The organism is Kitasatospora sp. NPDC008050 (assembly GCF_042957465.1).
In the GTDB taxonomy this organism is placed as follows: Bacteria; Actinomycetota; Actinomycetes; order Streptomycetales; family Streptomycetaceae; genus Kitasatospora.
In genome coordinates, this window is record NZ_JBIBIJ010000019.1 from 122,130 (window position 1) to 146,615 (window position 24,486).

General features: G+C 70.4%; 20 protein-coding genes and 1 tRNA gene. 9 read left to right on the forward strand and 12 right to left on the reverse strand.

Going from position 1 to position 24,486, the window contains the following annotated elements; translation table 11 throughout:
- Window positions 1-81: 81 nt before the first annotated feature.
- From tgmC to ACFZB9_RS29990, 5 genes are all read right to left on the reverse strand, one after another.
- Window positions 82-1,221: an ATP-grasp peptide maturase system methyltransferase gene (tgmC, locus tag ACFZB9_RS29970; protein ID WP_391452345.1), complete on the reverse strand. Its 1,140-nt coding sequence runs from the start codon at window positions 1,219-1,221 to the stop codon at window positions 82-84.
- On the reverse strand, window positions 1,218-2,183 hold the full coding sequence (gene tgmB / locus ACFZB9_RS29975) for an ATP-grasp ribosomal peptide maturase (RefSeq protein WP_391452347.1): 966 nt from the start codon (window positions 2,181-2,183) through the stop codon (window positions 1,218-1,220). Before tgmB ends, tgmC begins: the two co-directional genes overlap by 4 nt.
- Window position 2,184: 1 nt before the next feature.
- Window positions 2,185-2,469: a putative ATP-grasp-modified RiPP gene (tgmA, locus tag ACFZB9_RS29980; RefSeq protein WP_391452349.1), complete on the reverse strand. Its 285-nt coding sequence runs from the start codon at window positions 2,467-2,469 to the stop codon at window positions 2,185-2,187.
- Window positions 2,470-2,802: 333 nt separating this feature from the next.
- Complete coding sequence (locus tag ACFZB9_RS29985; RefSeq protein WP_391452351.1) at window positions 2,803-3,375, reverse strand: ATP-binding protein; 573 nt, start codon at window positions 3,373-3,375, stop codon at window positions 2,803-2,805.
- A gap of 195 nt (window positions 3,376-3,570) precedes the next feature.
- The gene (locus tag ACFZB9_RS29990) at window positions 3,571-3,753 is read right to left on the reverse strand and encodes a hypothetical protein (RefSeq protein WP_391452353.1); all 183 of its coding nucleotides are present in this window, start codon (window positions 3,751-3,753) and stop codon (window positions 3,571-3,573) included.
- 241 nt (window positions 3,754-3,994) lie between these two features.
- On the opposite strand from ACFZB9_RS29990, the gene ACFZB9_RS29995 reads away from it, so the two are divergent.
- Window positions 3,995-5,233 (forward strand): helix-turn-helix domain-containing protein, encoded by a 1,239-nt coding sequence (locus tag ACFZB9_RS29995; protein WP_391452355.1) that lies wholly within the window; start codon window positions 3,995-3,997, stop codon window positions 5,231-5,233.
- Window positions 5,234-5,317: 84 nt separating this feature from the next.
- Here the strand turns inward: ACFZB9_RS29995 and ACFZB9_RS30000 are convergent, their stop codons facing one another.
- On the reverse strand, window positions 5,318-5,467 hold the full coding sequence (locus ACFZB9_RS30000; RefSeq protein ID WP_391452357.1) for a hypothetical protein: 150 nt from the start codon (window positions 5,465-5,467) through the stop codon (window positions 5,318-5,320).
- A 9-nt stretch (window positions 5,468-5,476) separates the two neighbouring features.
- Between ACFZB9_RS30000 and ACFZB9_RS30005 the strand changes: the two genes are divergently transcribed.
- On the forward strand, window positions 5,477-5,611 hold the full coding sequence (locus tag ACFZB9_RS30005; RefSeq protein ID WP_391452359.1) for a zinc-binding dehydrogenase: 135 nt from the start codon (window positions 5,477-5,479) through the stop codon (window positions 5,609-5,611).
- Window positions 5,612-5,707: 96 nt separating this feature from the next.
- On the opposite strand, the gene ACFZB9_RS30010 is transcribed toward ACFZB9_RS30005, so the two are convergent.
- Entirely contained in the window at window positions 5,708-6,301 is a 594-nt protein-coding gene (locus ACFZB9_RS30010; protein WP_391452361.1) for a GNAT family N-acetyltransferase, read from the reverse strand.
- Between the two features lie 144 nt (window positions 6,302-6,445).
- Complete coding sequence (locus ACFZB9_RS30015; RefSeq protein ID WP_391452363.1) at window positions 6,446-7,729, reverse strand: adenylosuccinate synthase; 1,284 nt, start codon at window positions 7,727-7,729, stop codon at window positions 6,446-6,448.
- Between the two features lie 126 nt (window positions 7,730-7,855).
- Here ACFZB9_RS30015 and ACFZB9_RS30020 point away from each other — a divergent pair, with 126 nt between their 5' ends.
- From ACFZB9_RS30020 to purM, 3 genes are all read left to right on the forward strand, one after another.
- Window positions 7,856-8,686: a diacylglycerol kinase gene (locus ACFZB9_RS30020; protein WP_391452364.1), complete on the forward strand. Its 831-nt coding sequence runs from the start codon at window positions 7,856-7,858 to the stop codon at window positions 8,684-8,686.
- A gap of 161 nt (window positions 8,687-8,847) precedes the next feature.
- Complete coding sequence (gene purF / locus ACFZB9_RS30025; protein WP_391452366.1) at window positions 8,848-10,428, forward strand: amidophosphoribosyltransferase; 1,581 nt, start codon at window positions 8,848-8,850, stop codon at window positions 10,426-10,428.
- Between the two features lie 69 nt (window positions 10,429-10,497).
- Complete coding sequence (purM, locus tag ACFZB9_RS30030) at window positions 10,498-11,571, forward strand: phosphoribosylformylglycinamidine cyclo-ligase (RefSeq protein WP_391452367.1); 1,074 nt, start codon at window positions 10,498-10,500, stop codon at window positions 11,569-11,571.
- A gap of 153 nt (window positions 11,572-11,724) precedes the next feature.
- Here purM and ACFZB9_RS30035 read toward each other — a convergent pair whose 3' ends face one another.
- Both ACFZB9_RS30035 and ACFZB9_RS30040 read right to left on the reverse strand, forming a co-directional pair.
- Window positions 11,725-11,979 carry a DUF3073 domain-containing protein gene (locus ACFZB9_RS30035; protein ID WP_327068206.1) on the reverse strand — a complete coding sequence of 85 codons (255 nt, stop codon included), beginning with the start codon at window positions 11,977-11,979 and terminating at the stop codon, window positions 11,725-11,727.
- 402 nt (window positions 11,980-12,381) lie between these two features.
- Entirely contained in the window at window positions 12,382-13,575 is a 1,194-nt protein-coding gene (locus tag ACFZB9_RS30040) for a Glu/Leu/Phe/Val dehydrogenase dimerization domain-containing protein (protein ID WP_391452369.1), read from the reverse strand.
- A gap of 252 nt (window positions 13,576-13,827) precedes the next feature.
- Here ACFZB9_RS30040 and ACFZB9_RS30045 point away from each other — a divergent pair, with 252 nt between their 5' ends.
- The gene (locus ACFZB9_RS30045) at window positions 13,828-14,730 is read left to right on the forward strand and encodes a hypothetical protein (RefSeq protein WP_391452371.1); all 903 of its coding nucleotides are present in this window, start codon (window positions 13,828-13,830) and stop codon (window positions 14,728-14,730) included.
- A gap of 637 nt (window positions 14,731-15,367) precedes the next feature.
- Window positions 15,368-15,574, forward strand: coding sequence for a developmental transcriptional regulator BldC (gene bldC, locus ACFZB9_RS30050; protein WP_014137253.1), 207 nt, complete (start codon window positions 15,368-15,370; stop codon window positions 15,572-15,574).
- A gap of 527 nt (window positions 15,575-16,101) precedes the next feature.
- Here bldC and ACFZB9_RS30055 read toward each other — a convergent pair.
- Window positions 16,102-16,178: transfer RNA gene (locus ACFZB9_RS30055), tRNA-Asp, on the reverse strand.
- A gap of 149 nt (window positions 16,179-16,327) precedes the next feature.
- Window positions 16,328-20,296, reverse strand: a complete 3,969-nt coding sequence (gene hrpA, locus ACFZB9_RS30060) for an ATP-dependent RNA helicase HrpA (RefSeq protein WP_391452373.1) — start codon at window positions 20,294-20,296, stop codon at window positions 16,328-16,330.
- Between the two features lie 482 nt (window positions 20,297-20,778).
- Between hrpA and ACFZB9_RS30065 the strand changes: the two genes are divergently transcribed.
- Window positions 20,779-22,089, forward strand: a complete 1,311-nt coding sequence (locus ACFZB9_RS30065; protein WP_391452375.1) for a glycosyltransferase 87 family protein — start codon at window positions 20,779-20,781, stop codon at window positions 22,087-22,089.
- Window positions 22,089-23,783 carry a DUF2079 domain-containing protein gene (locus tag ACFZB9_RS30070; RefSeq protein WP_391452377.1) on the forward strand — a complete coding sequence of 565 codons (1,695 nt, stop codon included), beginning with the start codon at window positions 22,089-22,091 and terminating at the stop codon, window positions 23,781-23,783. The genes ACFZB9_RS30065 and ACFZB9_RS30070 overlap by 1 nt, the downstream gene beginning before the upstream one ends.
- Window positions 23,784-24,486 lie beyond the last annotated feature (703 nt).

The window sequence follows — 24,486 nt, forward strand, 5'->3', positions numbered from 1 at the left end:
CGTCGGCCAGCATCGAGAGGTAGACGGTGCCGCGGGGTCGTGCTGAAAGGGCGGACGGGGCGGTTAAGGTCCGTAGCTAGCTCAGATAGGCAGGTCCCAACCCGGACCATCCTCGGTGCCAATCCAGACCCGCTGTCCCATCTCCGTGATCGTGATCCCGAATCCCTCCTGGTGCGGGCAACCGGCTGCCTGCCACTCCAGGATCGCCGTCTCGACCTGATCCCAGAGCCGCAGCGGCCCCCTCTGCATCACGATCCATCCCCCCTCCGGATTCGCCGCGGTCCGGGCCTGGGAGCCGGTGGCCACGTCCGACAGGATCTGCTGCCCGGGTGCGCCGATCTGCTCGGCGGACGGCGCCGCGAGCTGCGCGACCCAGCCACCAGTCCAGTCGTTGATCAGCGCCGGGTCGATCCGGGTCGGGCGCTCCTCGCCAGGCATCGGCCACAGGCTCTGACGCGGCGGCCTGTCATGGGGACGGGCCACCATGAAACTCGTGTACCCGGGCAGGAATCGACCGGTGGCACGTCCAGGCCCGGTCACGGTCAGCAGCACCAGGCCGAAGCGGAACGACCAGCCGGTCAGCGTGACCAGGATCTTGCCGCCCGGCTTCACCTGGTACAGCCACGGCATGGGCACGTGACGCACCGAACACGTGGCGATCAGCCGGTCATAGGGTGCGCCCTCGGGGGCGCCCAGGAGGCCGTCACCGACGACCAGCGTAGGGCTGAACCCGGCCGCCGCGATCGCACCCTTGGCGCGCTCTGCGACGCCCGGGTCAACCTCGATGCTCACGATGTTCTGCGAGCCGAGGCGGTGCGCCCCCAGGGCTGTCGAGTACCCGGTGCCGGTCCCGATCTCAAGGACACGGTGCCCGGCCTCAACGTCGAGCTGGCGCCACATCCTGAGAACGAGCGACGGCAGGGTGGACGAGGACGACGGCGAACCGACGGCCGGTCCCTTGGAATTGCTCGGCAGCAGCTCGCCGTCCAGCTGGGTGATCAGCGTCTCGTTGCTGTAGACGGTCTCCAGCCATCCGTCACTGCCTTCGCCCACCGACTCATAGGCCGTGGGGAACGAGCCGGGGACCGCACGGAAGTACGCGCGCACGAAGGCTTCGCGCGAAACAGCTTGGGCGGCAGCTCGCCATGCCGGATCGGTCAAGTCGCCGTCGGCTTCCAGCTGTCGAACCAGGGCCGCCCGTAGGGCGGTTGCATCACTCACGAGAGTTGTCCTTTCTGAAGTTCATCAGCGATTGCCTGCCCGATGGGCATGGTGATCTCCGGAGGGAACCAAGCCCACTGGCCACTGGGGTTGCACTCAAGGAAGTACCAGGCGCCTGCCGCATCGACGGCGAAGTCGAACGCACCGAAGACGAGCCCCATCTCCGTGAGGTAACCGGCCACCGAGGCGGCGACCGCGTCCGGCACGCTGATCGGCTCGTAGCTGAGCAGATCCTGTCGCCGACGCCAGTCGAGTTCCGGTCCCGCGATCCGGGCAGCGGTCAGCTTCGCGCCAACCGCCGTCAGCCGCACATCGAACACCTTCTCGACCGTGGCCTGAAACAGGTGAGGACACACGGACACAGCGTCGGTGATGTCGGCCGGGTTCACCTCGCGCACCCAAACCTGGAGTGCCTCGTTGTTCGCGTCGCAGTACGGGGTGTTCCACAGCGGCTTGTACACGGCGGGCCGCTCGGTGCAGAACTGCTGCGCCTCAGCGGGATCCATGGTGATGATGGTCTCGGGGACCACGAATCCGGCACGCAGCGCGGCAGCGAGTTGGGCGGGCTTGTACTCGCCGTTCCTGATCCGCCATGGGTGGTTGACGTGGTGCGCTCCGGGCAGCGAGGCGAGGATGCCGCCGACTCCCCAGAACATCTGTGAGCCAGCGAACTTGGCATCCTGGCCATCCAAATCGGACGGCCCACGGTACGCCGTTGGCCGGCGCCACCAGACCGACCGGACGTGTCCAAGGTCGAGCGCGCGAGTCGGTGTCACAAGTGCGCCTCGCTGACCGCCAGTTCCATACCTGGCGGTCAGCGAGGCGTCGTTGTACAGATCGACACCGGGGTCTACACGAACGACCGGAACACGGCGCTCAGCGAGGATGCGCAGGACCACGTCCGCTGTTGCGTCGAGGGAGTTGGTCAGGACCAGTACGGCCCCAGGCCGATCGTCGATCATGTCAGCCGGTGCCCTGGTCCTGGTCGTTGGCGGGGATGCTGTCCATGTCGCTGGGCTGCGCCTGGCCACCGCTCTGCCCGTCGCCCCCACCGCCGCCGGTGTTGGTCGGCGTGCTGGTGTTGGTGCTCGTGCCGTGCGCCCCCATCTCGATCTCGCGACCCTGGTCGTCGTAGTACACGGCGACCTGCGTCTCGGGCTCGATGACCGCCGAGAGCGCGGGCACGGGCCCGCCCTCGACGAACGGTCCCATGCGGGTGGTACCCCACGGAGGTGCAGCAGTGCTCATACCGCGTCCTTCCATCAGTAGGTGCCAGTTCAGGCCCGCCCCGACCGACGGGCGCGCGCGTTACTGCGGCCGGGGCGAGCAACCCGCGCCGGTGTCCCTCCCCAGAGGAACGACGCGGGAGTCTTTAGGTAGAGCTATGGCGAGGAGCCGGCACCACGCGCTGTCGCGTCGCGTGCCTCGGCTTCCACCTCGGCTCGGAGCTTCCGGGCTTCCTGCCTGTTACGGATGTGCACTCCCCAAGCCGTGAAACACTTCCGCAGGTACTCCGGGGACACCCCAAATGCGGCGGCCACCTGGGCCATGCCCTGCTGGCTGTACAGCTTCACCGCAAGCTCACGATCCAACTTTGGTGGCGCGGAACGGCTGTTGCGCTCCGGCGTCGGTGCCGCTCGGCCTGCCGAGCGCCCCCGCCAGCTCCGGCGGAGGCTGTGGAGCCGCGTCGCCGACGGGAGCACCAGCACCAGCCCGACGTGCGGTAGCGGCCGAGCCAGGGAGCGCGATCGTCGCACTGACGACCTTGCCGGCGTCGGCGTGCTTCCACGTCCAGCTGAGCGACTCGGCCGCGACGATCGCAAGCCCCCGGCCCGCGGTACCGCCGTCGTACGGGTCGCAGGGCGTCGGCACCACGGGCGATCCGTCCGTGACCGCAACGGCGAAGTTCCCGCCCGGGGTAGGCCAGACGCTCACCGTGATCGGGCCCGCACTGCTGGCGTGTCGGAGCGCATTGGTGACCAACTCGGAGACGACACGGCGAATTGAATCCACGATGTCATCGGGCAGCGACTCGGGACACCAGGCGCGCGCGTCTGCGACCGCTCGACGACGGGATTCGGCGACAGCCGCGGTGTCGCCGGGGGCGACCGTCCACGTGTCATCTGGAATGTCCCATGCCTGTCGGCGGCTCATCGCAACCCCCGAGCTTGGCGCCGGCGCCGGCCCTCGGTGAGCTGACGAAGCACCTGTGCCCGCCGGCGAATCCGGTCCTCGTTGGGGAGGTAGACCGCCGTGACCGCGCCCGCGTCGGAGGCCGTGACGTACGCCGTACCGGCGGTCGTTAAAGCGCGCTGCTGCGTCGTCATCGGATTGCCCTTCGGGGGTTGTTCAGAGCGCGGGGCGGCGGCACGACTGCGCCGGGGCACTATGGCGGGTGAGGAACGTTGCGAGCCTGGCGTGCAGCTGTTCGGTCTCGGCCCGCGACAGGACAAGATCGGTGTCACCCTGCGGTTCGTCAATGGCGTACAGACGCAAGGGGATGCGGGTCTCGCCGCTGGTGGGGTCGTGCACGGGTTCCGCTCCCCGGCGTGGGGAGGCATGCACGGCGGTGTGTGACATGCCGGAACCGTAGAGTGACGGCGCGTCAGGAAGGGGGACAGGCTGTCCCCCTCACCCTGTGTGTACCCGTTGCAACCCGCAGAACGGCCTTCACGGCGCCTTCGGGCCGCTCTACGGTGGGAAGCAGCCGCCGCCCCGACCGTGCGTCCGGCTGAGGCATCGTCCGGGGCGGCGCTCAGCCGAGGAGAGGCACATGTCCGAACTGTCCGAGGAACTGACGCCCGGCGAGCGAATCCGGGTCCTACGTGAGCGGCGCGGGATGACGCGCCCCGTGCTGGCCGGCCTGGTTGGCCGCAGCACGGATTGGCTCAAGAAGATCGAGAGCGGCGAGCGACCGATCACCAGCCACGCGATGCTGCTCAAGCTCGCGTCCGCACTCCGCGTCACCGACCTGTCGGCACTCACCGGGCCGGCCGACACTGAACAGCCGGTCAACACCGGCCGCCTGTTCCACCCCGCATCAGCGGCTGTCTGGGCGGCGCTGCTCGAACGCGGCACTCGACCCCTGGCGCCGCTGCCGTCCGGCACCACCGTTGCTGGCTACGCGGCTGACGTGGACGCAGGATGGCGGCTGTGGCACAAGGCAGCGAACAACCGAACCGACGTGGGGCTGATCGCGCCGGACCTGATCAGGCATGGCGAGACGCTGAGCCGCACAACCACGGGCCCCGACCGGCGCGCCGCCCTGGTGGCTCTCGCCGCCGCATACCGGCTCGCGCAACAGGTCATCGCGTACATCGGGCCTGCCGAGGCCGTGTGGATGCTCGGGGACCGTGCGATGGCGGCGGCGGCCGACGCAGACGACCCGGCAGCAATGGGCGCGGCGGCGTGGAACCTCGCGAACACAATGCGTGCGGTCGGTGAGCACGAAGGCGCAATGATGCTGGTCACTACGGCTGCCGAGCGGCTTCGGCCGCATCTCGCCGAAGCGCCGGAGCATTGGCGCGGCCTGTATGGCGCGCTTCAGCTGCACGCCTCGATCACCGAGGCGCGAGACGGCAGGGACGGTTCGGCGTGGAACCACTGGGACACGGCCGACCAGGTTTCGAAGTCGCTGCCAGCCGGATACGCCGAACTCGCCACGGTGTTCGGCAGGGCGAACGTCGACCTCCACGCAGTGAGCATCGCGACCGAGTTGCGCAGCTCGGGGAAGGCGTTGACGCTGGCGGATGAGATCGACCCGGACTCGATCCCCTCGACCGAGCGACGTACTCGGCTATGGGTTGACGCAGCCCGTTCACACATGAACCGGGGTGACCGGACGGCTGCGCTCCACGTGATGGGGATAGCGCTCAAGATCAGCCCGGAGACGGTGAAGTTCACGCCGCAGGCTCGCTCAGTGGCAGCTGAGCTGTGGCGCAAAGCGCCGCGGTCGATGAGGGCCGAGACACTGGAACTCGCCGAGACAGTAGGGATCACGACTGGCGCCTGACCGCTTGTCCGAAGATCGCCACGGCCCCCGGGCAGATAGGTAGTCGGGGGCCGATACCCCGGGGGGCATCGTGATCGTCGCGCGTCAGCTGGTGGGGCGCGCCATCACCCATGCTGAATCGTGCTGCGTGAACCCAACGCGGGGGTAGTACCCAACCGCTGCCGGCGCAGCCAGCAGGGTGATGGAAGCCCGGGGTGCTGCCTCCCGGGTCGCCTGGATGAGTGCACAGCCCACCCCCTGGTGTTGAAACGCCTGGTCGACCGCGAGCAGCTGCGGGTGGTGGTCCAGGAGCGGCTGCCGCTGGCCGAGGTGGCCCGGGCCTTCGAGCTGGTGGGCTCGGGGCGGGCCCAGGGCAAGGTGGTCCTCACCCTGGACTGAACCCGGACCGGACCCTGGACTGAACCCCGGACTGACCGCACCCCCGTGACGGTCGGCCGGTGCTCGGCCGGTGCTCGGCCGGTGCTCGGCCGGTGCTCAGCCGGCGGCCAGCCGCTCGGTCAGCCGCTGCTTGGCCGCCGGCCACTCGTCGGCCAGCATCGAGAAGTAGACGGTGTCCCGCCAGGTGCCGTCCGGCCGGCGCCGGGCCCGGCGGAAGGTGCCTTCGTACTGCGCGCCGAGCCGCTTGATGGCGTTCTGCGAGCGCTCGTTGAGGTTGTCGGTCTTCCACATCACCCGGCCCATGCCGAGCTCCTCGAAGGCGTGGGTCAGCAGGAGGAGCTTGGCCTCGGTGTTGACGGCGCTGCGCCAGACCGGGCGCCCGTAGAAGGTGCCGCCGATCTCCACCCACTCCTCGCGGGCGTTGCAGTCGTAGTAGCAGGTGATGCCCACCGCGCGTCCCGTGGCGGTGGCGATCACGGCGAACGGCTCGCAGCCGGCGTTGGCCAGGTAGCCCTCGACGATCGCGGCGACCTCCGACTCGTGCTGCGGCGCGCTCCAGGAGAGCCAGCGGAACACCTCCTCGTCCTTCTCGGTCACCGCGAAGAGATCGGCGACGTGGTGGCGGCCCAGCGGCTCCAGGCGGACGTGGCTGCCGGTGAGGGTGACGGGGGCGGGAGTCTTGGCGGTCATGACCGCACCGTAGCGGCGATACGCACTAGGTGCAATAGATTATTGATCTAGTGCAATGCTTCCGCACTGTCGAACGGCTTGTGGCGACAACGCGAAGGGCCCCGCACCGAGGTGGTGCGGGGCCCTTCCGGGCAGGTCGGGCGATCAGATGAACGAGTTGATCTGGATCGTCTCGGTCCGGCCGGGGCCGACGCCGATGGCGGAGATCTGGGCGCCCGACATCTCCTCCAGCGCCTTCACGTACGCCTGCGCGTTCTTCGGCAGGTCGGCGAAGGTCTGCGCCTTGCTGATGTCCTCGGTCCAGCCGGGGAGGGTCTCGTAGATCGGCTTGGCGTGGTGGAAGTCCGACTGGTTGTACGGCAGCTCCTCGACCCGCCGGCCGTCGATCTCGTACGCCACGCAGACCGGGATCTGCTCCCAGCCGGTCAGCACGTCCAGCTTGGTGAGGAAGAAGTCGGTCAGGCCGTTGACCCGGGTCGCGTAGCGCGCGATCACCGCGTCGAACCAGCCGCAGCGCCGGTCGCGCCCGGTGGTCACGCCGCGCTCGCCGCCGATCCGGCGCAGCGCCTCGCCGTCCGCGTCCAGCAGCTCGGTCGGGAACGGGCCCGAGCCGACCCGGGTGGTGTAGGCCTTGAGGATGCCGATCACCCGGTCGATCTTGGTGGGGCCGATGCCCGCGCCGGTGCAGGCACCGCCGGAGGTCGGGTTGGACGAGGTCACGAAGGGGTACGTGCCGTGGTCCACGTCCAGCAGGGTGCCCTGGCCGCCCTCCAGCAGCACCACCTTGTCGGCCTTCAGCGCCTCGTCGAGCACCAGCGTGGTGTCCGCCAGGAACGGGCGGATCTTCTCGGCGTAGCCCAGGTACTCCTCGACCACCAGGTCGGCGGGCATCGCACGGCGGTTGTAGAGCTTGACCAGGATCTGGTTCTTGTCGTGCAGCGCCGCTTCGACCTTCTGGCGCAGGATCGACTCGTCGAAGAGGTCCTGCACCCGGATGCCGATCCGGTTGATCTTGTCGGCGTAGGCCGGGCCGATGCCGCGCCCGGTGGTGCCGATCTTGCGCTTGCCGAGGAAGCGCTCGACGACCTTGTCCAAGGTGCGGTGGTAGGGCGTGATCAGGTGGGCGTTGCCCGAGATCAGCAGCTTGGAGGTGTCGATGCCCCGCTCGTTCAGCCCCGCCAGCTCGGACAGCAGCACGCCCGGGTCGATCACCACGCCGTTGCCGATCACCGGCGTGACGTTGGGGCTGAGGATGCCGGAAGGCAGCAGGTGCAGCGCGTACTTCTGGTCGCCGATGACCACCGTGTGACCGGCGTTGTTGCCGCCCTGGTAGCGGACGACGTAGTCGACGGAGCCGCCGAGGAGGTCCGTGGCCTTCCCCTTGCCCTCGTCTCCCCACTGGGCACCAACGAGCACGAGTGCCGGCACAGGCGTACACCCCTTCCGGTTGGGGCATCCTGCGTAGGCCGCAGTCTGCCCCGAGATAGACGAAGCCCCTGGCGCAATAGCGCAAGGGGCTCTTGCACCGAGAGATTACCTGAGGAAGGACCGGTCGTGTCGTCCCTGTCCACGCCCGCCCCCCGACCCTCCGACGCCGCCGGGCCGCCCGGCGGCGCCCCGCTGCTGGTGCTGCTGGACCCAGCCGCCAAGGAGGCCGACGGGGAGGCGGTGCGGATCGCCCGGGACGTCCTGGCCGGGGGCGCGGACGTCAAGGTGGTGGTGCCCGAGAGCGCCGGCGAGCTGGACCGGGTGCTCGCGCACCGGGGCAGGCGCCGTCCGGTGGTGATCGGCGCCGACCTCGCGCTCCAGCGCGTGGTACAGGCCCTGCACCAGCAGCGCGAGTTGGGCGCCGGGCCGGTCGGCCTGGTCCCGGTCGGCAACGGCCGGGCGGTGCTGCTGGCCCGCTCGCTCGGGGTGCCGCTGGAGCCGGTGGCGGCGGCCCGCGCGGTGCTCGCCGGGGTGCCCAGGCAGCTGGGCCTGCTGCTGGACGACGGCGACGGGGTGGTGCTGGGGGAGGTGCGGATCCCTGGCCGGCAGCAGAGCCATTCGGGCGGGTGGCGTTCGCTCTGGGCGAAATTGATTGCGGCCGAGCAGGTGGATCCCCAGTCCGCCCAGCTGCGGGTCGAGGCGGACGGCCGGGCACTGACCGGCGCGGGGCGGCCGCTGCGGCTGGTCGCGCTGCGACTGCCGGCGGGCTCGGCGCTGGCCGAGGTGCTGGTGCGGCCCTCGGGGCCCGGCAGCGCGCTGCTGCGGGTGCGGGCGGCCAGCGTCACGGTCGCCGGGCGCACCTTCGGTTACGAGGCCGACGGCTGCCCGGCCGGCCCGGTGCCCGCCCGCACCTGGCTGGCCAAGCCGGACGCCTGGGGCCTGCTGCTGCCTGCGTGACCGAGCGTGACGAGGGTCACGCCACCTGGCCGGGTCTCCTGTGCCACCTGCCCGAGCGTCATGGTAAGGGGTTTGATCTACGCGCGTCGCCGGTCAAATCGCCAGTCCAGGCCCCTGCCCGGGCTTCGGAACTCGGCGTCAACTGCCCTAGACTCGAAGGCGTGCCACGTGGTGACGGAAGACTCAACCACGACCTTCTTCCCGGTGAGAAAGGCCCCCAGGACGCTTGCGGCGTCTTCGGTGTCTGGGCTCCCGGCGAGGAGGTCGCAAAGCTCACGTACTTCGGCCTTTACGCCCTGCAGCACCGCGGACAGGAATCCGCCGGTATCGCGGTGAGCAACGGCTCCCAGATTCTCGTCTTCAAGGACATGGGACTTGTCTCCCAGGTCTTCGACGAGGCCTCGCTGGGATCCCTGCACGGGCATATCGCCGTCGGACATGCCCGCTACTCGACCACCGGGTCCTCGGTCTGGGAGAACGCCCAGCCGACCTTCCGGGCGACCGCTCACGGTTCGCTGGCCCTCGGCCACAACGGAAACCTGGTCAACACCGCCGAACTCGCGGCGATGGTCGCCGACCTGCCCGGTGCCGAGCACGTCTCGCGCTCGGGCCGGACCGCGGCGACCAACGACACCGATCTGGTGACCGCGCTGCTGGCCGGTAACCCCGACCTGTCCATCGAGGAGACCGCCCGGCAGATCCTGCCGAAGGTCAAGGGCGCCTTCTCGCTGGTCTTCATGGACGAGCACACCCTCTACGCGGCCCGCGACCCGCAGGGCATCCGCCCGCTGGTGCTCGGCCGCCTGGAGCGCGGCTGGGTGGTCGCCTCCGAGACGGCGGCGCTCGACATCTGCGGCGCCAGCTTCATCCGTGAGGTGGAGCCGGGCGAGCTCATCGCCGTCGACGAGAACGGCATGCGCTCCTCGCGCTTCGCCGAGGCCAAGCCCAAGGGCTGCGTCTTCGAGTACGTCTACCTGGCTCGTCCCGACACCACCATCGCCGGGCGCAACGTGCACCTGTCGCGGGTGGAGATGGGCCGCCGGCTCGCGGTCGAGGCGCCGGCCGAGGCCGACATGGTGATAGCCACTCCCGAGTCGGGCACCCCCGCCGCGATCGGCTACGCCGAGGCCAGCGGGATCCCGTACGGCTCCGGCCTGGTGAAGAACGCCTACGTCGGGCGCACCTTCATCCAGCCCAGCCAGACGATCCGGCAGCTCGGCATCCGGCTCAAGCTCAACCCGCTGCGCGAGGTCATCGCCGGCAAGCGCCTGGTGGTCGTGGACGACTCGATCGTGCGCGGCAACACCCAGCGCGCGCTGGTGCGGATGCTGCGTGAGGCGGGCGCCGCCGAGGTGCACATCCGGATCTCCTCGCCGCCGGTGAAGTGGCCCTGCTTCTTCGGCATCGACTTCGCCACCCGCGCGGAGCTGATCGCCAACGGCATGACGGTCGAGGAGATCGGCAAGACGCTCGGCGCCGACTCGCTCGCCTACATCTCGCTCGACGGCATGATCGAGGCCACCAAGCAGCCCAAGGACCGGCTCTGCCGGGCCTGCTTCGACGGCGAGTACCCGATGGAGCTGCCGGACCCGGCGCTGCTCGGCAAGCTCCTGCTCGAAGCGGAGATCGCCGGTAGCAAGCAGCAACCGCCGGTCCGCGGCAAGCCGACCAGCTCCGACCTGGACGGCGTCCAGTCGCTGCTCGGCGGTCACGGCGCGGCCGACGCGCTGCGCCGCCCGTAATACCTCAGGCGGGGCCCCGACCGGGGCCCCGCTGCTGTTGGCAACCCCCACAGACCCGAAAGGGCCGCAGTGACCAGCACAGACAGTGGCGCCACCTACGCCGCCGCAGGAGTCGACATCGAGGCGGGCGACCGCGCGGTCGAGCTCATGAAGCAGTGGGTGAAGAAGACCAGCCGGCCCGAGGTGGTCGGCGGCCTCGGCGGTTTCGCCGGACTCTTCGACATCTCCGCCCTGAAGCGCTACGAGCGCCCGCTGCTGGCCTCGGCCACCGACGGGGTGGGCACCAAGGTCGCGCTGGCCGCCGCGATGGACAAGCACGACACCATCGGCCACGACCTGGTCGGCATGGTCGTCGACGACCTGGTGGTCTGCGGCGCCGAGCCGCTCTTCATGACCGACTACATCTGCGTCGGCAAGGTCCACCCCGAGCGGGTCGCCCAGATCGTCAAGGGCATCGCCGAGGGCTGTGTGCTGGCCGGCTGCGCGCTGGTCGGCGGCGAGACCGCCGAGCACCCGGGCCTGCTCGGCCCGGACGAGTACGACGTCGCGGGCGCCGGCACCGGCGTGGTCGAGGCGGACGCGCTGCTGGGCGCCGAGCGGGTGCGGGCCGGCGACGTGGTGATCGCGATGGCCGCCTCCGGGCTGCACTCCAACGGCTACTCGCTGGTGCGCCACGTGCTGCTGAACGAGGCCGGCTGGAAGCTGGACCGCGAGGTGGCCGAGTTCGGCCGCACGCTGGGCGAGGAGCTGCTGGAGCCGACCCGGATCTACTCGCTGGACTGCCTGGCGCTCACCCGGGCCACCGAGATCCACGCCTTCTCGCACGTCACCGGCGGTGGCCTGGCGGCCAACCTGGCCCGGGTGATCCCGGACCACCTGCACGCCCGCCTGGACCGCGGCACCTGGAGCCCGCTGCCGGTCTTCCGGACCGTCGCCTCGGTCGGCCGGATGCAGACCCTGGAGATCGAGAAGACCCTCAACATGGGCATCGGCATGGTCGCGGTGGTCCCGCCGGAGTCGGTCGACGTGGTGCTCGCGATCCTTGAGGACCGCGACGTGGAGGCCTGGCTGCTGGGCGACATCGTGGACCGCGACGGCGAGCACGAGGCCGGTGCGGCGCTCTACGGGGAGTACGCGAACTGAGACCGGCACACCGCGGCCCCCTGCTCCCGACCGGGAGCAGGGGGCCGCGGTCCTTGCGCGGGCGTGTTGTGCCCTGAAGGGCTGCCCGAAAGGCCCGGGAACGCCGAAAACCGGCCCGGCGCGGTCTCGCGCTGGGCCGGGTCAGGGCGTGAGCTACGCTCGGCGGCGGGCCTGCTGGTGCGAGGCGCCCGCCTCCTCGTCGTCATCCTCGTCGTCGTCCGCGTAGTAGTTCGCGTACGCCGCGTAGGGATCGTCGTCCTCGTCCTCGACCACCGGCTCAGGGTTGATCGATGGAACGGGTGAAACGCCCAGCTCGCTGGACAGACGGTTAGCGTCGAAGCCGCCGCTGTTGTACTTCAGCTCGCGGGCGACCTTCGTCTGCTTGGCCTTGGCCCGGCCGCGCCCCATGGGTCGACCCCCTCAACGATGGGGCTCACGGCCCCGAGTCTGACACGTGTTCATGATCAGGAGCGGCTTGCCCGAAGTGGGAGAGCCGTCCCTTGGAGCATCAACGGTACCTGTTTCCGCCCTCGGACGGTACGTCGCCGGTGTGACGTGGCGCGCACAGTTGCCCCCCAGGACCAGGTCTCACCTGGTCGGGCGGGGATTTCCAGGCATTCGCAGGGTGCCCGGAGGTGTCCGGGACCGTCGTTCCGCGACCGATTATCCCCCGACCGTGGCGCGTGGGGCGCCCGATCGGGGGACAACCGGGATTCCGGTTCCACATTGTGATCCGGAGGTCGCCCATCCGGATCAATCCGCCACCGACCGGTGACCGGTGGCGGTCCGCCGGTCACCGGTCGCGGACGATCAGCCCTTGCGGGCGCCGGGGAGCAGGACGCTGCGCAGCGCGCTTATCTCACGCATCCGGCGCTCGGCCAGCCGGTCGGCGGCCACGGCCGGCGGCACGCCGTCGGAGGTGGCCAGGGTGAAGATCTCCAGGGTGGTGTCGAAGATCCGGGTGGCCTTGGTCTTGGCCCGCTCGAAGCTGTAGCCCTGGTGCGCCTTGGTGGCCTCGTACTCGTCGGCCACCTGGATCACGCCGCCGGAGTTCACCAGGTAGTCGGGGGCGTAGAGGATGCCGCGGTCGGCCAGGTCCTTCTCCACGCCCGGGTGGGCCAGCTGGTTGTTGGCCGCGCCGCAGACCACCGAGGTGCCGGCCGCGGTCAGCCGGGCGACCGTCTCGTCGTCCAGCGCGCCGCCCAGCGCACACGGGGCGTACACGTCCAGCGCGGCGCCGAGCAGGGCCTGGGTGTCGGCGACCACCTCGACGTCCGGGTGGGCGGCCCGCACCCGGTTCACGGCGGCCTCGGAGACGTCGGTGATCACCACGGTGGCGCCGTCCGCCACCAGGTGGCCGACCAGGTAGTGGCCGACCTTGCCGACGCCCGCGACACCGACCCGCTTGCCGCGCAGGGTCGGCTGGCCCCACCGGGCCTGGGCCGAGGCCCGCATGCCCTGGAAGACGCCGAAGGCGGTGAGGATCGAGGAGTCGCCCGCGCCGCCCTGCTCGGGGGAGCGGCCGGTGACGTAGTCGCTCTCGCGCGCGACCACGTCCATGTCCTGGACGTAGGTGCCCACGTCGCAGGCCGTGACGTAGCGGCCGGCCAGCGACTGCACGAAGCGGCCGTAGGCGCGCAGCAGGGCCTCGGACTTGTCGCCGCCCTCGGTCTTGGCCCGCGGGTCGCCGATGATCACGGCCTTGCCGCCGCCGAGGTCGAGCCCGGCGAGCGCGTTCTTGTAGCTCATGCCGCGCGACAGGCGCAGCGCGTCCTCCAGGGCCTCCTCCTCGGTGGCGTACTGGTGGAAGCGGGTGCCGCCGAGGGCGGGGCCCAGCGCGGTCGAGTGAATGGCGATGATCGCCTTGAGGCCGGAGGTCCGGTCGTGGCAGAGCACGACCTGCTCGTGCCCGTCGCCCGGGGCGCCGTCCTGCTCAGTACGGAAGATCCGGCTCAGCACGCCTGGTGCGGGGTGCGTCGCGGACTCGGTGCGTACGTCGGTCACTGTGGTGACTCCAGTATCTGCGGGCCCGCTGCTGTGGTGCGGGCATCTACGGCGAAGCGTAGTGCGCGGTACCGGCCAGGGCTGCCCCCTTGTCCGGATCGTGAACGACGGCCGGATCGTGGGCGACGGCGGCCGGACCGCGGGCGACGGCGGCCGGATCGTGGGCAACGACGGCCGCACTCCTCGCAGTGCTCCAGCCGCTTCGGGCGGATCCCTCCCGGTGCGTCGGTGGGGCGTGCGACGATGCAGGACGTGACCGCTGTGCACACCTCCGTGTTGCCGCCCTACGCCGCCCACCTGCGGGTGTACGAGCCGTTGGCGGCCTACCCAGAACCCGAGCGGGCCCGCTGGCAGGCCTACGTGGCCGAACGGGGACCTGACGCGGCGTCGGCCGCCGAGCCGGTGGCCCAGGCGGCGCTGGAGGCACAGCGGGGGGCGCTCGCCGAGCTGCTCGCCCGGACCCCGCGCGCGCTGCCGGAGCGGGAGAGCGAGCGGGCCTTCGTGCGGGTGGTCGACTCGGTCACCTATGTCTGCCCGTGGGCGACCAGGCTGCGCAGTTGGCAGGCGTTGGACGAACTGCGCGACTCGCTGCCGGTGGCGCTGCTGGACACGGTGCTGCCGACGGCGGTCCGGGAGCAGGCGCAGGCGGCCCAGGGCCGCTGGCGGGCCGCCCACCCGGACGCCAGGCCCTGGATCCTGACCAGCCGCTGGGAGGTGCCGGTGCGCTGGTTCCTGCCGTTCGGGGCGGAGGAGCGGCAGTACCGCCCGGCCGACCCGCTGGGAGAGGAGAGGACGGACAGCACGGCGAAGCCGGCCGCGCTCTTCTACCTGACCTCGATGGCGCAGGCCCGGCGGCGGGTGGCGCGCGGCTACCGGGTGCTGCGCGAGCAGGTGAAGGGGACACCGCTGGCGCTCGGGGCGGAGGAGGTGGGGCGCTGGCTGGAGGAGTTCCATCCGCGCTCGCTGGTGGAACTGGACTACGGGGGACTGGTCCACGTCCTCGGGCCCGAGCGGCTGGCCGCGGACCGGTCGGCCGGCGAGGTGGCCGAAGGACTGGCCGCGCTGCGGGCGGGGGACACTCAGGGGGCGGCCCGGGCCTACGAGGCGGTGGTCGAACGCTGGCGCGAGGTGCTGGCGCTGCGGCAGGCGAACTGAGCGCGGGGAGGCCGGGGGGCTTTCCTGTGCCCTGACTGGGTATCAACGGGGACGGCGCGACGGGAACGCCGCGACGGGGACAACGTAACGGGGACGACGTAACGGGGACGGCACAGCAGGGGATGACACAGCGGGGGATGTGACGGGGGATCAACGGGGGTGCCACCAACGGGCGGTGTGAGCAGCGTGTTCGGCATGCCCGGGACCAAGGTCCCGGTTCGGGTCAATACCCCTCGAACGTGACACTACTCACTGTTGACGCGAAGTAGCAGGGAAAGGTAAAAATGGGACAACCAGCCCAACTCTCCTCAACCTTGCCCACTTTTGGGTGGATCTGGGGTCGGTGTGCCCTTTGGGGGGAATCGATGGGTCTGGCCTCTCCATTACCGGTTGTCACGATATGATGACTGTCCGCTATGGGGTGGTCCATCGCCTTCCGTCGCTCTTGAACCCGTGAGGGGCCAATTTTGGCGGTTTGGTCGATAGGGCTGGACGGATGGTGTAGTTGTAGACACCAGGACAAGCCGTTCGTCCTATAACCGACTCGGTCCGTCTGTGCCATTTCGGGCATCGCGGGCCAAGGTGCAGAATTTGAAGGATAGAACCGCCCTGGTTCGGTTCTCCGAGGAGGCCGCTCATGACCGCTCGTACCCCAGATGCTGAGCCCCTGCTGACGCCGGCAGAGGTCGCCACCATGTTCCGCGTGGATCCCAAGACGGTGACGCGATGGGCCAAGGCAGGCAAGCTCACATCCATCCGCACACTCGGCGGCCACCGCCGCTATCGGGAGGCGGAGGTGCGGGCTCTGCTGGCCGGGATTCCGGCGCAGCGCACCGAAGCCTGACGGGCCTCCCGGGGCGGCTGCCGTACCGCCGCCGGGAATGCTTCGTAGAAGTAGAAAGGGATCGTCTCCAGGACTCCGCCGGGTCCGGGAGGCGGTCCCTTTTCTTCGTCTTGACCGACATGAGCGTCAACCATTTCATGGCTGTTGATTGACCAAGGAATGGATGATTGTCGGATAACTATTGTGACGTCTGAGGTGGGGCGAAATCCACGGGGCGGAACGGGGGGGAATGCTGGGAGTCCGGTGTGAGCCAGTACAATTTTACATATTAAATCAGGGTATCCCCAGGGGGGGTTCGACCTGGCCAGGTTCAAGAAAAGATAAGTGACGACCGTCACAGGAGTGACTCTTGTGGCCTGGACCAAGGCGTCGATAATGCGCACCTGACGCTCCGTCGAGGCGTCCCGGTGGGCGCGGTGCTGCTCGGCGGCATCGGCGCGCGGGGTGAGCGGCGCCGACGTGGGCCGCTCGACCTGCGCAGGAACGCCGAGAGGCCCGGAACCTGACGGTTCCGGGCCTCTCATGGATGGCGACCCTGACGGGACTTGAACCCGCGACCTCCACCTTGACAGGGTGGCGAGCTAACCAACTGCTCCACAGGGCCAGGCATGTAACTGAGTTTCATCGCTGAGCCTCAGTGTTTTCCGCCGCTCGTGGCGGCAACAAGACAGATCGTACTGCATCCTGGGCCCCCAGGTCGAACCGGCTGCGGACGAGGCATCCGGCGCGACCTGGGGCGGGTCGCCGATCGGCTCAGAGGGTGGCCGCGGCCGCGTCCATCGCCTTGAGGATCCGCTTCTCCGACACCGGGGAGGGAGTACCCAGCGACTGGGCGAAGAAGCTGACCCGCAGCTCCTCGATCATCCAGCGGATCTGCCGGATCTCCGCGGACGGCTGCTGCCCGGCGGGCACCGCCGCCAGCAGTTCGCCGTAGGCCCGCTGCACCTCCTGCACCTTGAGCAGGTGCTGCAGGTCACGCTGCGGGTGGTTGGGCAGGGCCTCCAGGCGCCGGTCGACCGCGACCAGGTAGCGCTTGACGTCGCCCAGGCGCTGCCAGCCGGTGTCGGTCACGAAGCCCGGGTGGACCAGCGAGGCCAGGTGCAGCTTGATGTCGTTCACCGCGGAGAGCAGCACCGGGCTGCTGACCGCCTTCAGCCGGACCTGGGCCCGGTGGAAGGCGACCAGGGCCGAGGCGGTCTTCAGGGTGGTGTCCGCCGCCAGCTCGTACAGGTCGGCCCGGACCTTGTCGTACAGCTTGGCGAACGCCTCCTCCTCCCAGGCAGGGGCGCCGTTCAGCGCCATCAGCCGGTCGGCGGCGCAGGCGGTGATGTCCTCGAAGAGCGCCGGGATCGAGCCGTGCGGGTTGTAGGAGAGCGCCAGCTTCGCCTGGTTGCCCAGCCGGGCCTGGATCCCCTTGGCGGGGGAGTTGACGGTCAGCAGCAGCAGTCGGCGGGTGCCCGCCCACATGGCCTGCTGCTGCGCCTGCGGGGTGTCGTAGAGCTTGATCGCCACGCTGTCGCCCTGGTCGGTCAGGGCCGGGTAGGCGCGCAGCGAGTGGCCGCGGGAGCGCTGCTCGAAGGTGCGCTGGAGCAGCGGCAGATCGGCCGGCCAGGCGGTCAGGCCGGTGCGCTCGATGCCCTGGCCGGAGGCGGCCGAGGAGAGGGTCTCCTTGAGCTTGGGCGTGAGCTTCAGGCGCAGCTCCTCCAGGTCCTTGGACTCGGCGAGCTTGCGCTTGCCGTCCACCACCCGGAAGGTCACCTTCAGGTGGTCCGGGATCCGCTCGTCGTCCCAGGCCTCGGGCGGGATCGGCTGGCCGCCCATCCGGTGCAGGATCCGCTCCAGGGTGGGCAGCAGGGGCTCCTGGCGGTTGGTCAGCTCGCGCATCGCGGCCTTGGCGTAGTCCGGCGCGGGCACGAAGTTGCGCCGGATCGCCTTGGGCAGCGAGCGGATCCAGGCGGTGACCAGCTCGCCGCGCAGGCCCGGGATCTGCCAGTCGAAGCCCTCGGAGGAGACCTGGTTGAGCACCGGCAGCGGGATGTGCACGGTCACGCCGTCCGCGTCGCTGCCCGGTTCGAACTGGTAGGTCAGGTTGAAGCGGAGCTTGCCCTGCTGCCAGTGGTCCGGGTAGTCGGCCTCGGTGATGCCGTCGGCGGCATCGTTGATCAGCATCGACTTCTCGAAGTTGAGCAGGTCGGGCGTCTCGTGCCGGGTCTTCTTCCACCAGGCGTCGAAGTGCCGGGTGGAGACGATGGTCTCCGGCAGCCGCGCGTCGTAGAAGTCGAAGAGGGTCTGGTCGTCGACCAGGATGTTGCGCCGGCGGGCGCGGGTCTCCAGCTCCTCGACCTCGGAGAGCAGCTTGCGGTTGGCGGCGAAGAAGTGGTGGTGGGTCTCCCAGTCGCCCTCGACCAGGGCGTTGCGGATGAACAGCTCGCGGCAGAGCTCGGCGTCGATCCGGCCGTAGTTCACCTTGCGCTGGGCGACGATCGGCATGCCGTAGAGGGTGACCCGCTCGAAGGCCATCACCGCGCCGGCCTTCTTCTCCCAGTGCGGCTCGCTGTAGGTGCGCTTGATCAGGTGGGCGGCCAGCGGCTCGACCCACTCGGGTTCGATCTTGGCGTTGATCCGGGCCCAGAGCCGGGAGGTCTCCACCAGTTCGGCGGACATCACCCAGCGCGGCGGCTTCTTGAACAGGCCCGAACCCGGGAAGACCGCGAACCGGGCGCCGCGGGCACCGCCGTACTCGCGCTTCTCCACGTCGTACAGGCCCAGATGGGAGAGCAGGCCGGCCAGCAGCGACTGGTGGATCCGGTCGGCGTCCGGCTCGGCATCGGGATGAGGCTCGTCGATGGTGACACCCAACTGCTTGGCCACGGTGCGCAGCTGGGTGTAGATGTCCTGCCACTCCCGTATCCGCAGGTAGTTGAGGAACTCCGACTTGCACATCCGGCGGAAGGCCGAGGAGGAGAGCTCCTTCTGCTGCTCCCTGACGTAGCGCCACATCGCCAGATAGGAGAGGAAGTCGGAGGTCTCGGAGGTGAACCGGCGGTGCCGCTCGTCGGCCACCTGGCGCTTCTCGGTGGGCCGTTCGCGCGGGTCCTGGATGGAGAGCGCGGCGGCGATCACCATGACGTCGCGCACGCAGCCGTTCTTGTCCGCCTCCAGCACCATCCGGGCCAGCCGCGGGTCCACCGGCAGCTGGGCCAGCTTGCGGCCCAGCTGGGTCAGGCGCTTGCGCGGGTCCTTCTCCTGCGGGTCGAGCGCGCCCAGCTCCTGGAGCAGGCTGACGCCGTCCTTGATGTTGCGCGAGTCCGGCGGGTCGAGGAACGGGAAGGCGGAGATGTCGCCGAGGCCGGCCGCGGTCATCTGCAGGATGACGGAGGCCAGGTTGGTGCGCAGGATCTCGGCGTCGGTGAACTCGGGGCGGGCGAGGAAGTCCTCCTCCGAGTAGAGCCGGATGCAGATGCCGTCGCTGGTCCGGCCGCAGCGGCCCTTGCGCTGGTTGGCGCTGGCCTGGCTGACCGCCTCGATCGGCAGCCGCTGCACCTTGGTGCGGTGGCTGTAGCGGGAGATCCGGGCGGTGCCGGGGTCGATCACGTACTTGATGCCGGGGACGGTCAGCGAGGTCTCGGCCACGTTGGTGGCCAGCACGATCCGGCGCGAGTTGGAGCGCTGGAAGACCCGGTGCTGCTCGGCGGAGGAGAGCCGGGCGTAGAGCGGCAGCACCTCGGTGAACTTCAGGTTCAGCTTGTTCAGCGCGTCCGCGGTGTCCCGGATCTCGCGCTCGCCGGAGAGGAAGACCAGGATGTCGCCCGGCCCCTCGGCCTGCAGCTCCTGGGCGGCCTCGCAGATCGCCTGGATCTGGTCGCGGTCGCGGTCGACCTCGGCGTCGTCCTCGTCCAGCGCCTCGCCGTCCTCGACCAGCGGGCGGTAGCGGACCTCCACCGGGTAGGTGCGGCCCGAGACCTCCACGATCGGGGCGTCGCCGAAGTGGCGGGCGAAGCGCTCCGGGTCGATGGTCGCCGAGGTGATCACGACCTTGAGGTCGGGCCGGCGGGGCAGCAGCTGCTTGAGGTAGCCGAGGATGAAGTCGATGTTGAGGCTGCGTTCGTGCGCCTCGTCGATGATCAGGGTGTCGTACTGGTGCAGTTCGCGGTCGGTCTGGATCTCGGCCAGCAGGATGCCGTCGGTCATCAGCTTGACCAGGGTGTCCTGGCCGACCTGGTCGGTGAACCGGACCTTCCAGCCGACCGCCTCGCCGAGCGTGGTGTGCAGCTCCTCCGCCACCCGGTCGGCCACCGTGCGGGCGGCGATCCGGCGGGGCTGGGTGTGGCCGATCAGGCCCTTGACGCCGCGGCCCAGCTCCAGGCAGATCTTGGGGATCTGGGTGGTCTTGCCGGAGCCGGTCTCACCCGCCACGATCACCACCTGGTGGTCGCGGATGGCGGCGAGGATGTCGTCCTTCTTCTGGCTGACGGGCAGCTCCGCCGGGTAGCCGATCGCCGGCACCGCGGCACGGCGCTGCTCCAGGCGCAGCTCGGCCTTGGCGATGTCGGCGGCCAGCTCGGCGGCGATCTTCTGGCGGGCCTCGGGCGCCCGGACCCGGCGGGCGCCGTCCAGGCGGCGGCCGATCCGCTGCTGGTCGCGCAGCATCAGCTCGGGCAGCCGGGTGGCCAGCTCGCCGATGGTGGGCGCGTCGGCCGGCTGGACAGCGGGGGAACTCATCGCGGGCATCCCTCTAGGGTCGCAAGGAGCGGCTGCGGACCGCATCTCGTTTCTTGGGCCGGCCGCAGTGGGGCGGCGGCCGGTCGGTCTTAAGTGTCACACCTGGGTAGCGACAAGGAATTTCTCATCCGCCGGGTCGATGCTGTGGGACTGCTGGACGCGGCGGGCGGGCCGTGCCGGGGCGGTGGTGGCCGTCGCGGCGGGCCGGCGGCGGCCGGTCCGGTGGGGCTGTTGGGTTTCCGTCAGCAGCCTGGGCAGACGTTCGGGTGGCGATACCATCAACCGGGTGTGACATCCCTGTGACGGTTCGTGTGAGCGCGGTCACAGGCGCTGGACAGCGGTGCGATGAGCGTATCGAGACCGGTACCCGGAACACGCCGGGTCGATCGTCCGCACCCAGGCTCCACGCATGAGAGGCAGTAGCAGAAGGATGTCCACGACCACGCGGCAGCGATCAGTGACCCCGGACCCTGTGGCGTCTCGTGGGTGACCGCGGAGAGCCGGAGCAGCCCGCCCGGCCGCGCTCGGCCCTGTTCGGTTCCACCGGCATGGCGGCCGTCGCGGCCCTGATCTCGCTGGGTGTCTTCGCGATCCTGCGGCACTTCCAGGCCTTCTCGATGGTGGACATGATCGTCTACCGGGCCGAGGGCCAGGCCGTCGTCAGCGGGCACGACCTCTACACGATGCGGGTGCCGGTCTGGGACCTGGCCGCCACCTACCCGCCGTTCGCGGCGATGCTCTTCGTGCCGAGCACCTGGTTCGACATCTCCGCGCTGCGCGCGCTGGTGACCCTGCTCAACATCGGGCTGCTCGGGCTGCTCGGCTGGTACTCCTTCACCCTGGCCGGCTGGCCGCGCCGGCGGTTCCGCCCGGCCGCGACGGTGCTGGTGGCCGGCTTCGGGGTCTGGCTGGAGCCCGTCTTCACCACGATCCAGTACGGCCAGGTCAACCTGGGCATCGCCTGCCTGGTGCTGTACGACCTGACCCGCCCCGACCAGCACCGCGGCAAGGGCATCGCGATCGGCATCGCCGCGGGCATCAAGCTGACGCCGGGCCTCTTCGCGGTCTACCTGCTGCTCACCGGCCGGGTGCGGGCCGCGATGGTGGCCGGCGCCACCTTCCTGGCCACCGCGCTGCTCGGCGTGGTCGCGCTGCCGGGCGCCTCGTGGGGCTTCTGGACCAAGTACGTCTGGGACTCCAGCCGGGTCGGCGTCACCGAGCTGGTCGACGACCAGTCGATGCGCGGGGCGGTGGCCCGGCTGCTCGGCAAGCACGATCCGGGCCTGATCGCCACCCTCGCCGGCGGCCTGTGCCTGGTGCTGGGCCTGACCGTCGCGGTGCTGGCCGCCCGCGCCACCCGGGAGATCCGGCGGGCCGAGGCCTGGGGCGTGGTCTGCACGGCGATCACCGCGCTGCTGCTGTCGCCGATCAGCTGGACCCACCACTGGATCTGGTGCGTGCCGCTGCTGGTCCTGCTCGGTGCGGAGGTCGCGCAGGAGCTGCGTCTGCCGCGCGGGATGCGCCGGCTGCGCTGGCGGCTGGTGCTGGCCGGGACGGCGCTGGTCTTCCTCTCCTACGCGATGTGGCTGGTGCCGCAAGCAGGCGGGCTGGGCGTCCCCTGGTACTGGCAGCTACCCTCGTCGGTCTATCCGGTGACCGGGGTCGTGGTGCTGGCCGTGATGGGCCGTCGACTGCTGCGGATCCACCGACCGACCCTGGCCCGCCGCATCCGCAGTGAGTCCGAGCCGGCCGACCTGAGCGCGCAGGACGCCTCCCTGACAAGGCAGATCTGATGACCTCCCCGACCGACAGCCCGACCGACAACCTGACCGACAACCAGTCCGACAACCAGTCCGACAGCCGGACCGACAGCACCGACCTGCGGACGGCGGCCGCGGTCCCGGGCCAGCGCACCCGGCCGCGGGCGCTGGGACCCGTGCTCGCCCAGGTCTCCTCCGAGCGCGGCCGCACGGTGCTGCTGAGCCTGATCTGCTTCGCCGCCTGCTTCGCGATCGGCCTGCAGCAGTGGACCTCCGTCCAGCTCGGCGGCTTCGACCTCGGGATCTTCGACCAGGGGGTGCGCGGCTACGCCCACTTCGGGCTGCCGCTGTCCACGGTCAAGAGCGTGCACCACGAGTTCCCGCCCGGCTTCTCGATCCTGGGCGACCACTTCTCGCCGGTGCTGGCCCTGCTCGCGCCGCTGTACTGGATCTGGGACGACCCGCGCTCGCTGCTGCTCGGTCAGGCCCTGCTCTTCGCCGCCGGGGTGCCGCTGATCCGGCGGATCACCGCGATAGCCTTCGCTGCCGCCGAGCCGAAGGCCCGGCTGCGCGCCAAGGACCTGGCCGCGCTCGCCTACGGACTGGGCTGGCCGCTGCTGGTCGCCTCCCGGGTCGGCTTCCACGAGGTGGCCTTCGCGGTGCCGCTGACCCTGCTGATGCTGGAGCGCTCGATGGCGCGCCGGTACGGCACGGCCGCCCTCGCCGCACTGCTGATCTGCTGCACCAAGGAAGACCTCGGGCTGATGGTCGGCGCCTACGGGCTGGTGCTGATCCTGCGCAGCCGGCGCGTCGCCGACCGGCGTGGCCTGCGGCTGGGGGCCGGGCTGCTGGTGGCGGGCCCCGTGGCCTCGGCGGTCGCGATCCAGTGGCTGATCCCCGCGATGGGCGGCGAGCGCGGCTACTACTGGAACTACCAGGAGCTGGGCCCCAACGTCGGCGGCGCGGTCTCCCACGTGCTGACCGCCCCCTGGCTGCTGGTCCAGGGCTCGTTCAACGAGACGCTCAAGCCGCTGCTGCTGCTCTGGCTCTTCGGCACCCTGCTGCTGCTCCCGCTGCGCTCGCTGACCGTGCTGGCGGCCGTGCCGCTGCTCGCCGAGCGGATCCTGTCGACCAACCCCAACCACTGGTCGATCGCCCGGCACTACGACTCCTTCATCTGGCCGATCCTGCTGACCGCCTCGATCGAGACCCTCGGCCGGCTCTACACCGAGGAGCGCCACCGCAAGCTCGCGCAGCGGCTCGGCGTCGCCACCGCCGCGATCACCGTCGCGCTCGCCGTGCCGCTCGGGCTGTACTACCTGGCGGAGCCCGGCTACTGGAAGGCCAAGCCGACCGAGGCCGCGATGCTGCGGGCCAGCAAGCTGATCCCGGACGGCGCCACGGTGGAGGCCGACAACCAGGTGGTGCCGCGGCTGACCGCCCGCACCCACGTGGTGCTGGTGGACCAGACGCCGCGCGGCATGGACTACGTGCTGATCCGCCCCGACGAGCGGGCCTTCCCGTTCGCCACCTCCCAGGAGCAGGCCGCGCGGGTCGAGCTGCTGCTGGCCAACGGGTACCAGCAGATCTGGGGGGAGGACGGCGTGGTGCTGCTGCACCGGGTCGGCAACGCGCCGATCCCCGGCGCGGCGCTGCCCGGTCCGGGCAGCAAGCCGATCCAGGACGTGGTGCCGCCGGACGTGGGCCACAACCTGTTCCAGGGCTAGGACCTGTCGCAGGGCCCGTCAGGCCCGTCAGGCCGCTGCCCGCGGCACCCAGGCCGGTGCCGCCGCCGGTACGTACCCCGCCGCGACGATCGCCGCCAGGCCGCGCAGCGAGCGGCCGGCGGCGTGGCCGATATCCGCTGCACCGCCTTGACCTGGGCGTCAGTGCCCGGCTGGGGACCGGCCTGCTGGAGGCCGCGCCGCGCCAGGGTCACCCCGGTCACCGGCTCGATCGGGCGCCCAATCGAAGATCAGTCAGGTTGGCCGGATTTCGCCCCTGGCCGGGCGGGGGCGCCGGTGGGGCGGCAGTTCGTCCACGCAGGGCATCGCGTTCCCTCAGGTCGGTGGGGGGGACGGCCGCCGGCCGACGGCGCGGGCCCGGCCATCGGTTCATGCGTTTCCGGCCGTCCTGGAGTTTAAGAAAAGCCGTCTCGACGACCCCGGCGCCCGGGACGACGTCCAGGGCCTGACCGAGGAGTCCGAGTCGTACGTCGAGTCGCTGTTCTGCAGCCACTGGTCCTCGCGTACCTGCATGTGATCTTCGCGCACCTGACGGTCGCGTCGATCTGACAGCGGTGCCCACCCGAGCCTCAATCGGGTGGGCACCACTGCGGGTGGCCACCGCTCGCGGCGGCCACCCCCTTTCTACCGGTCGAGCACGGGGCGGGTCGATCCGGCCCGGCCTGACGTACCATCAGGGCCTTGC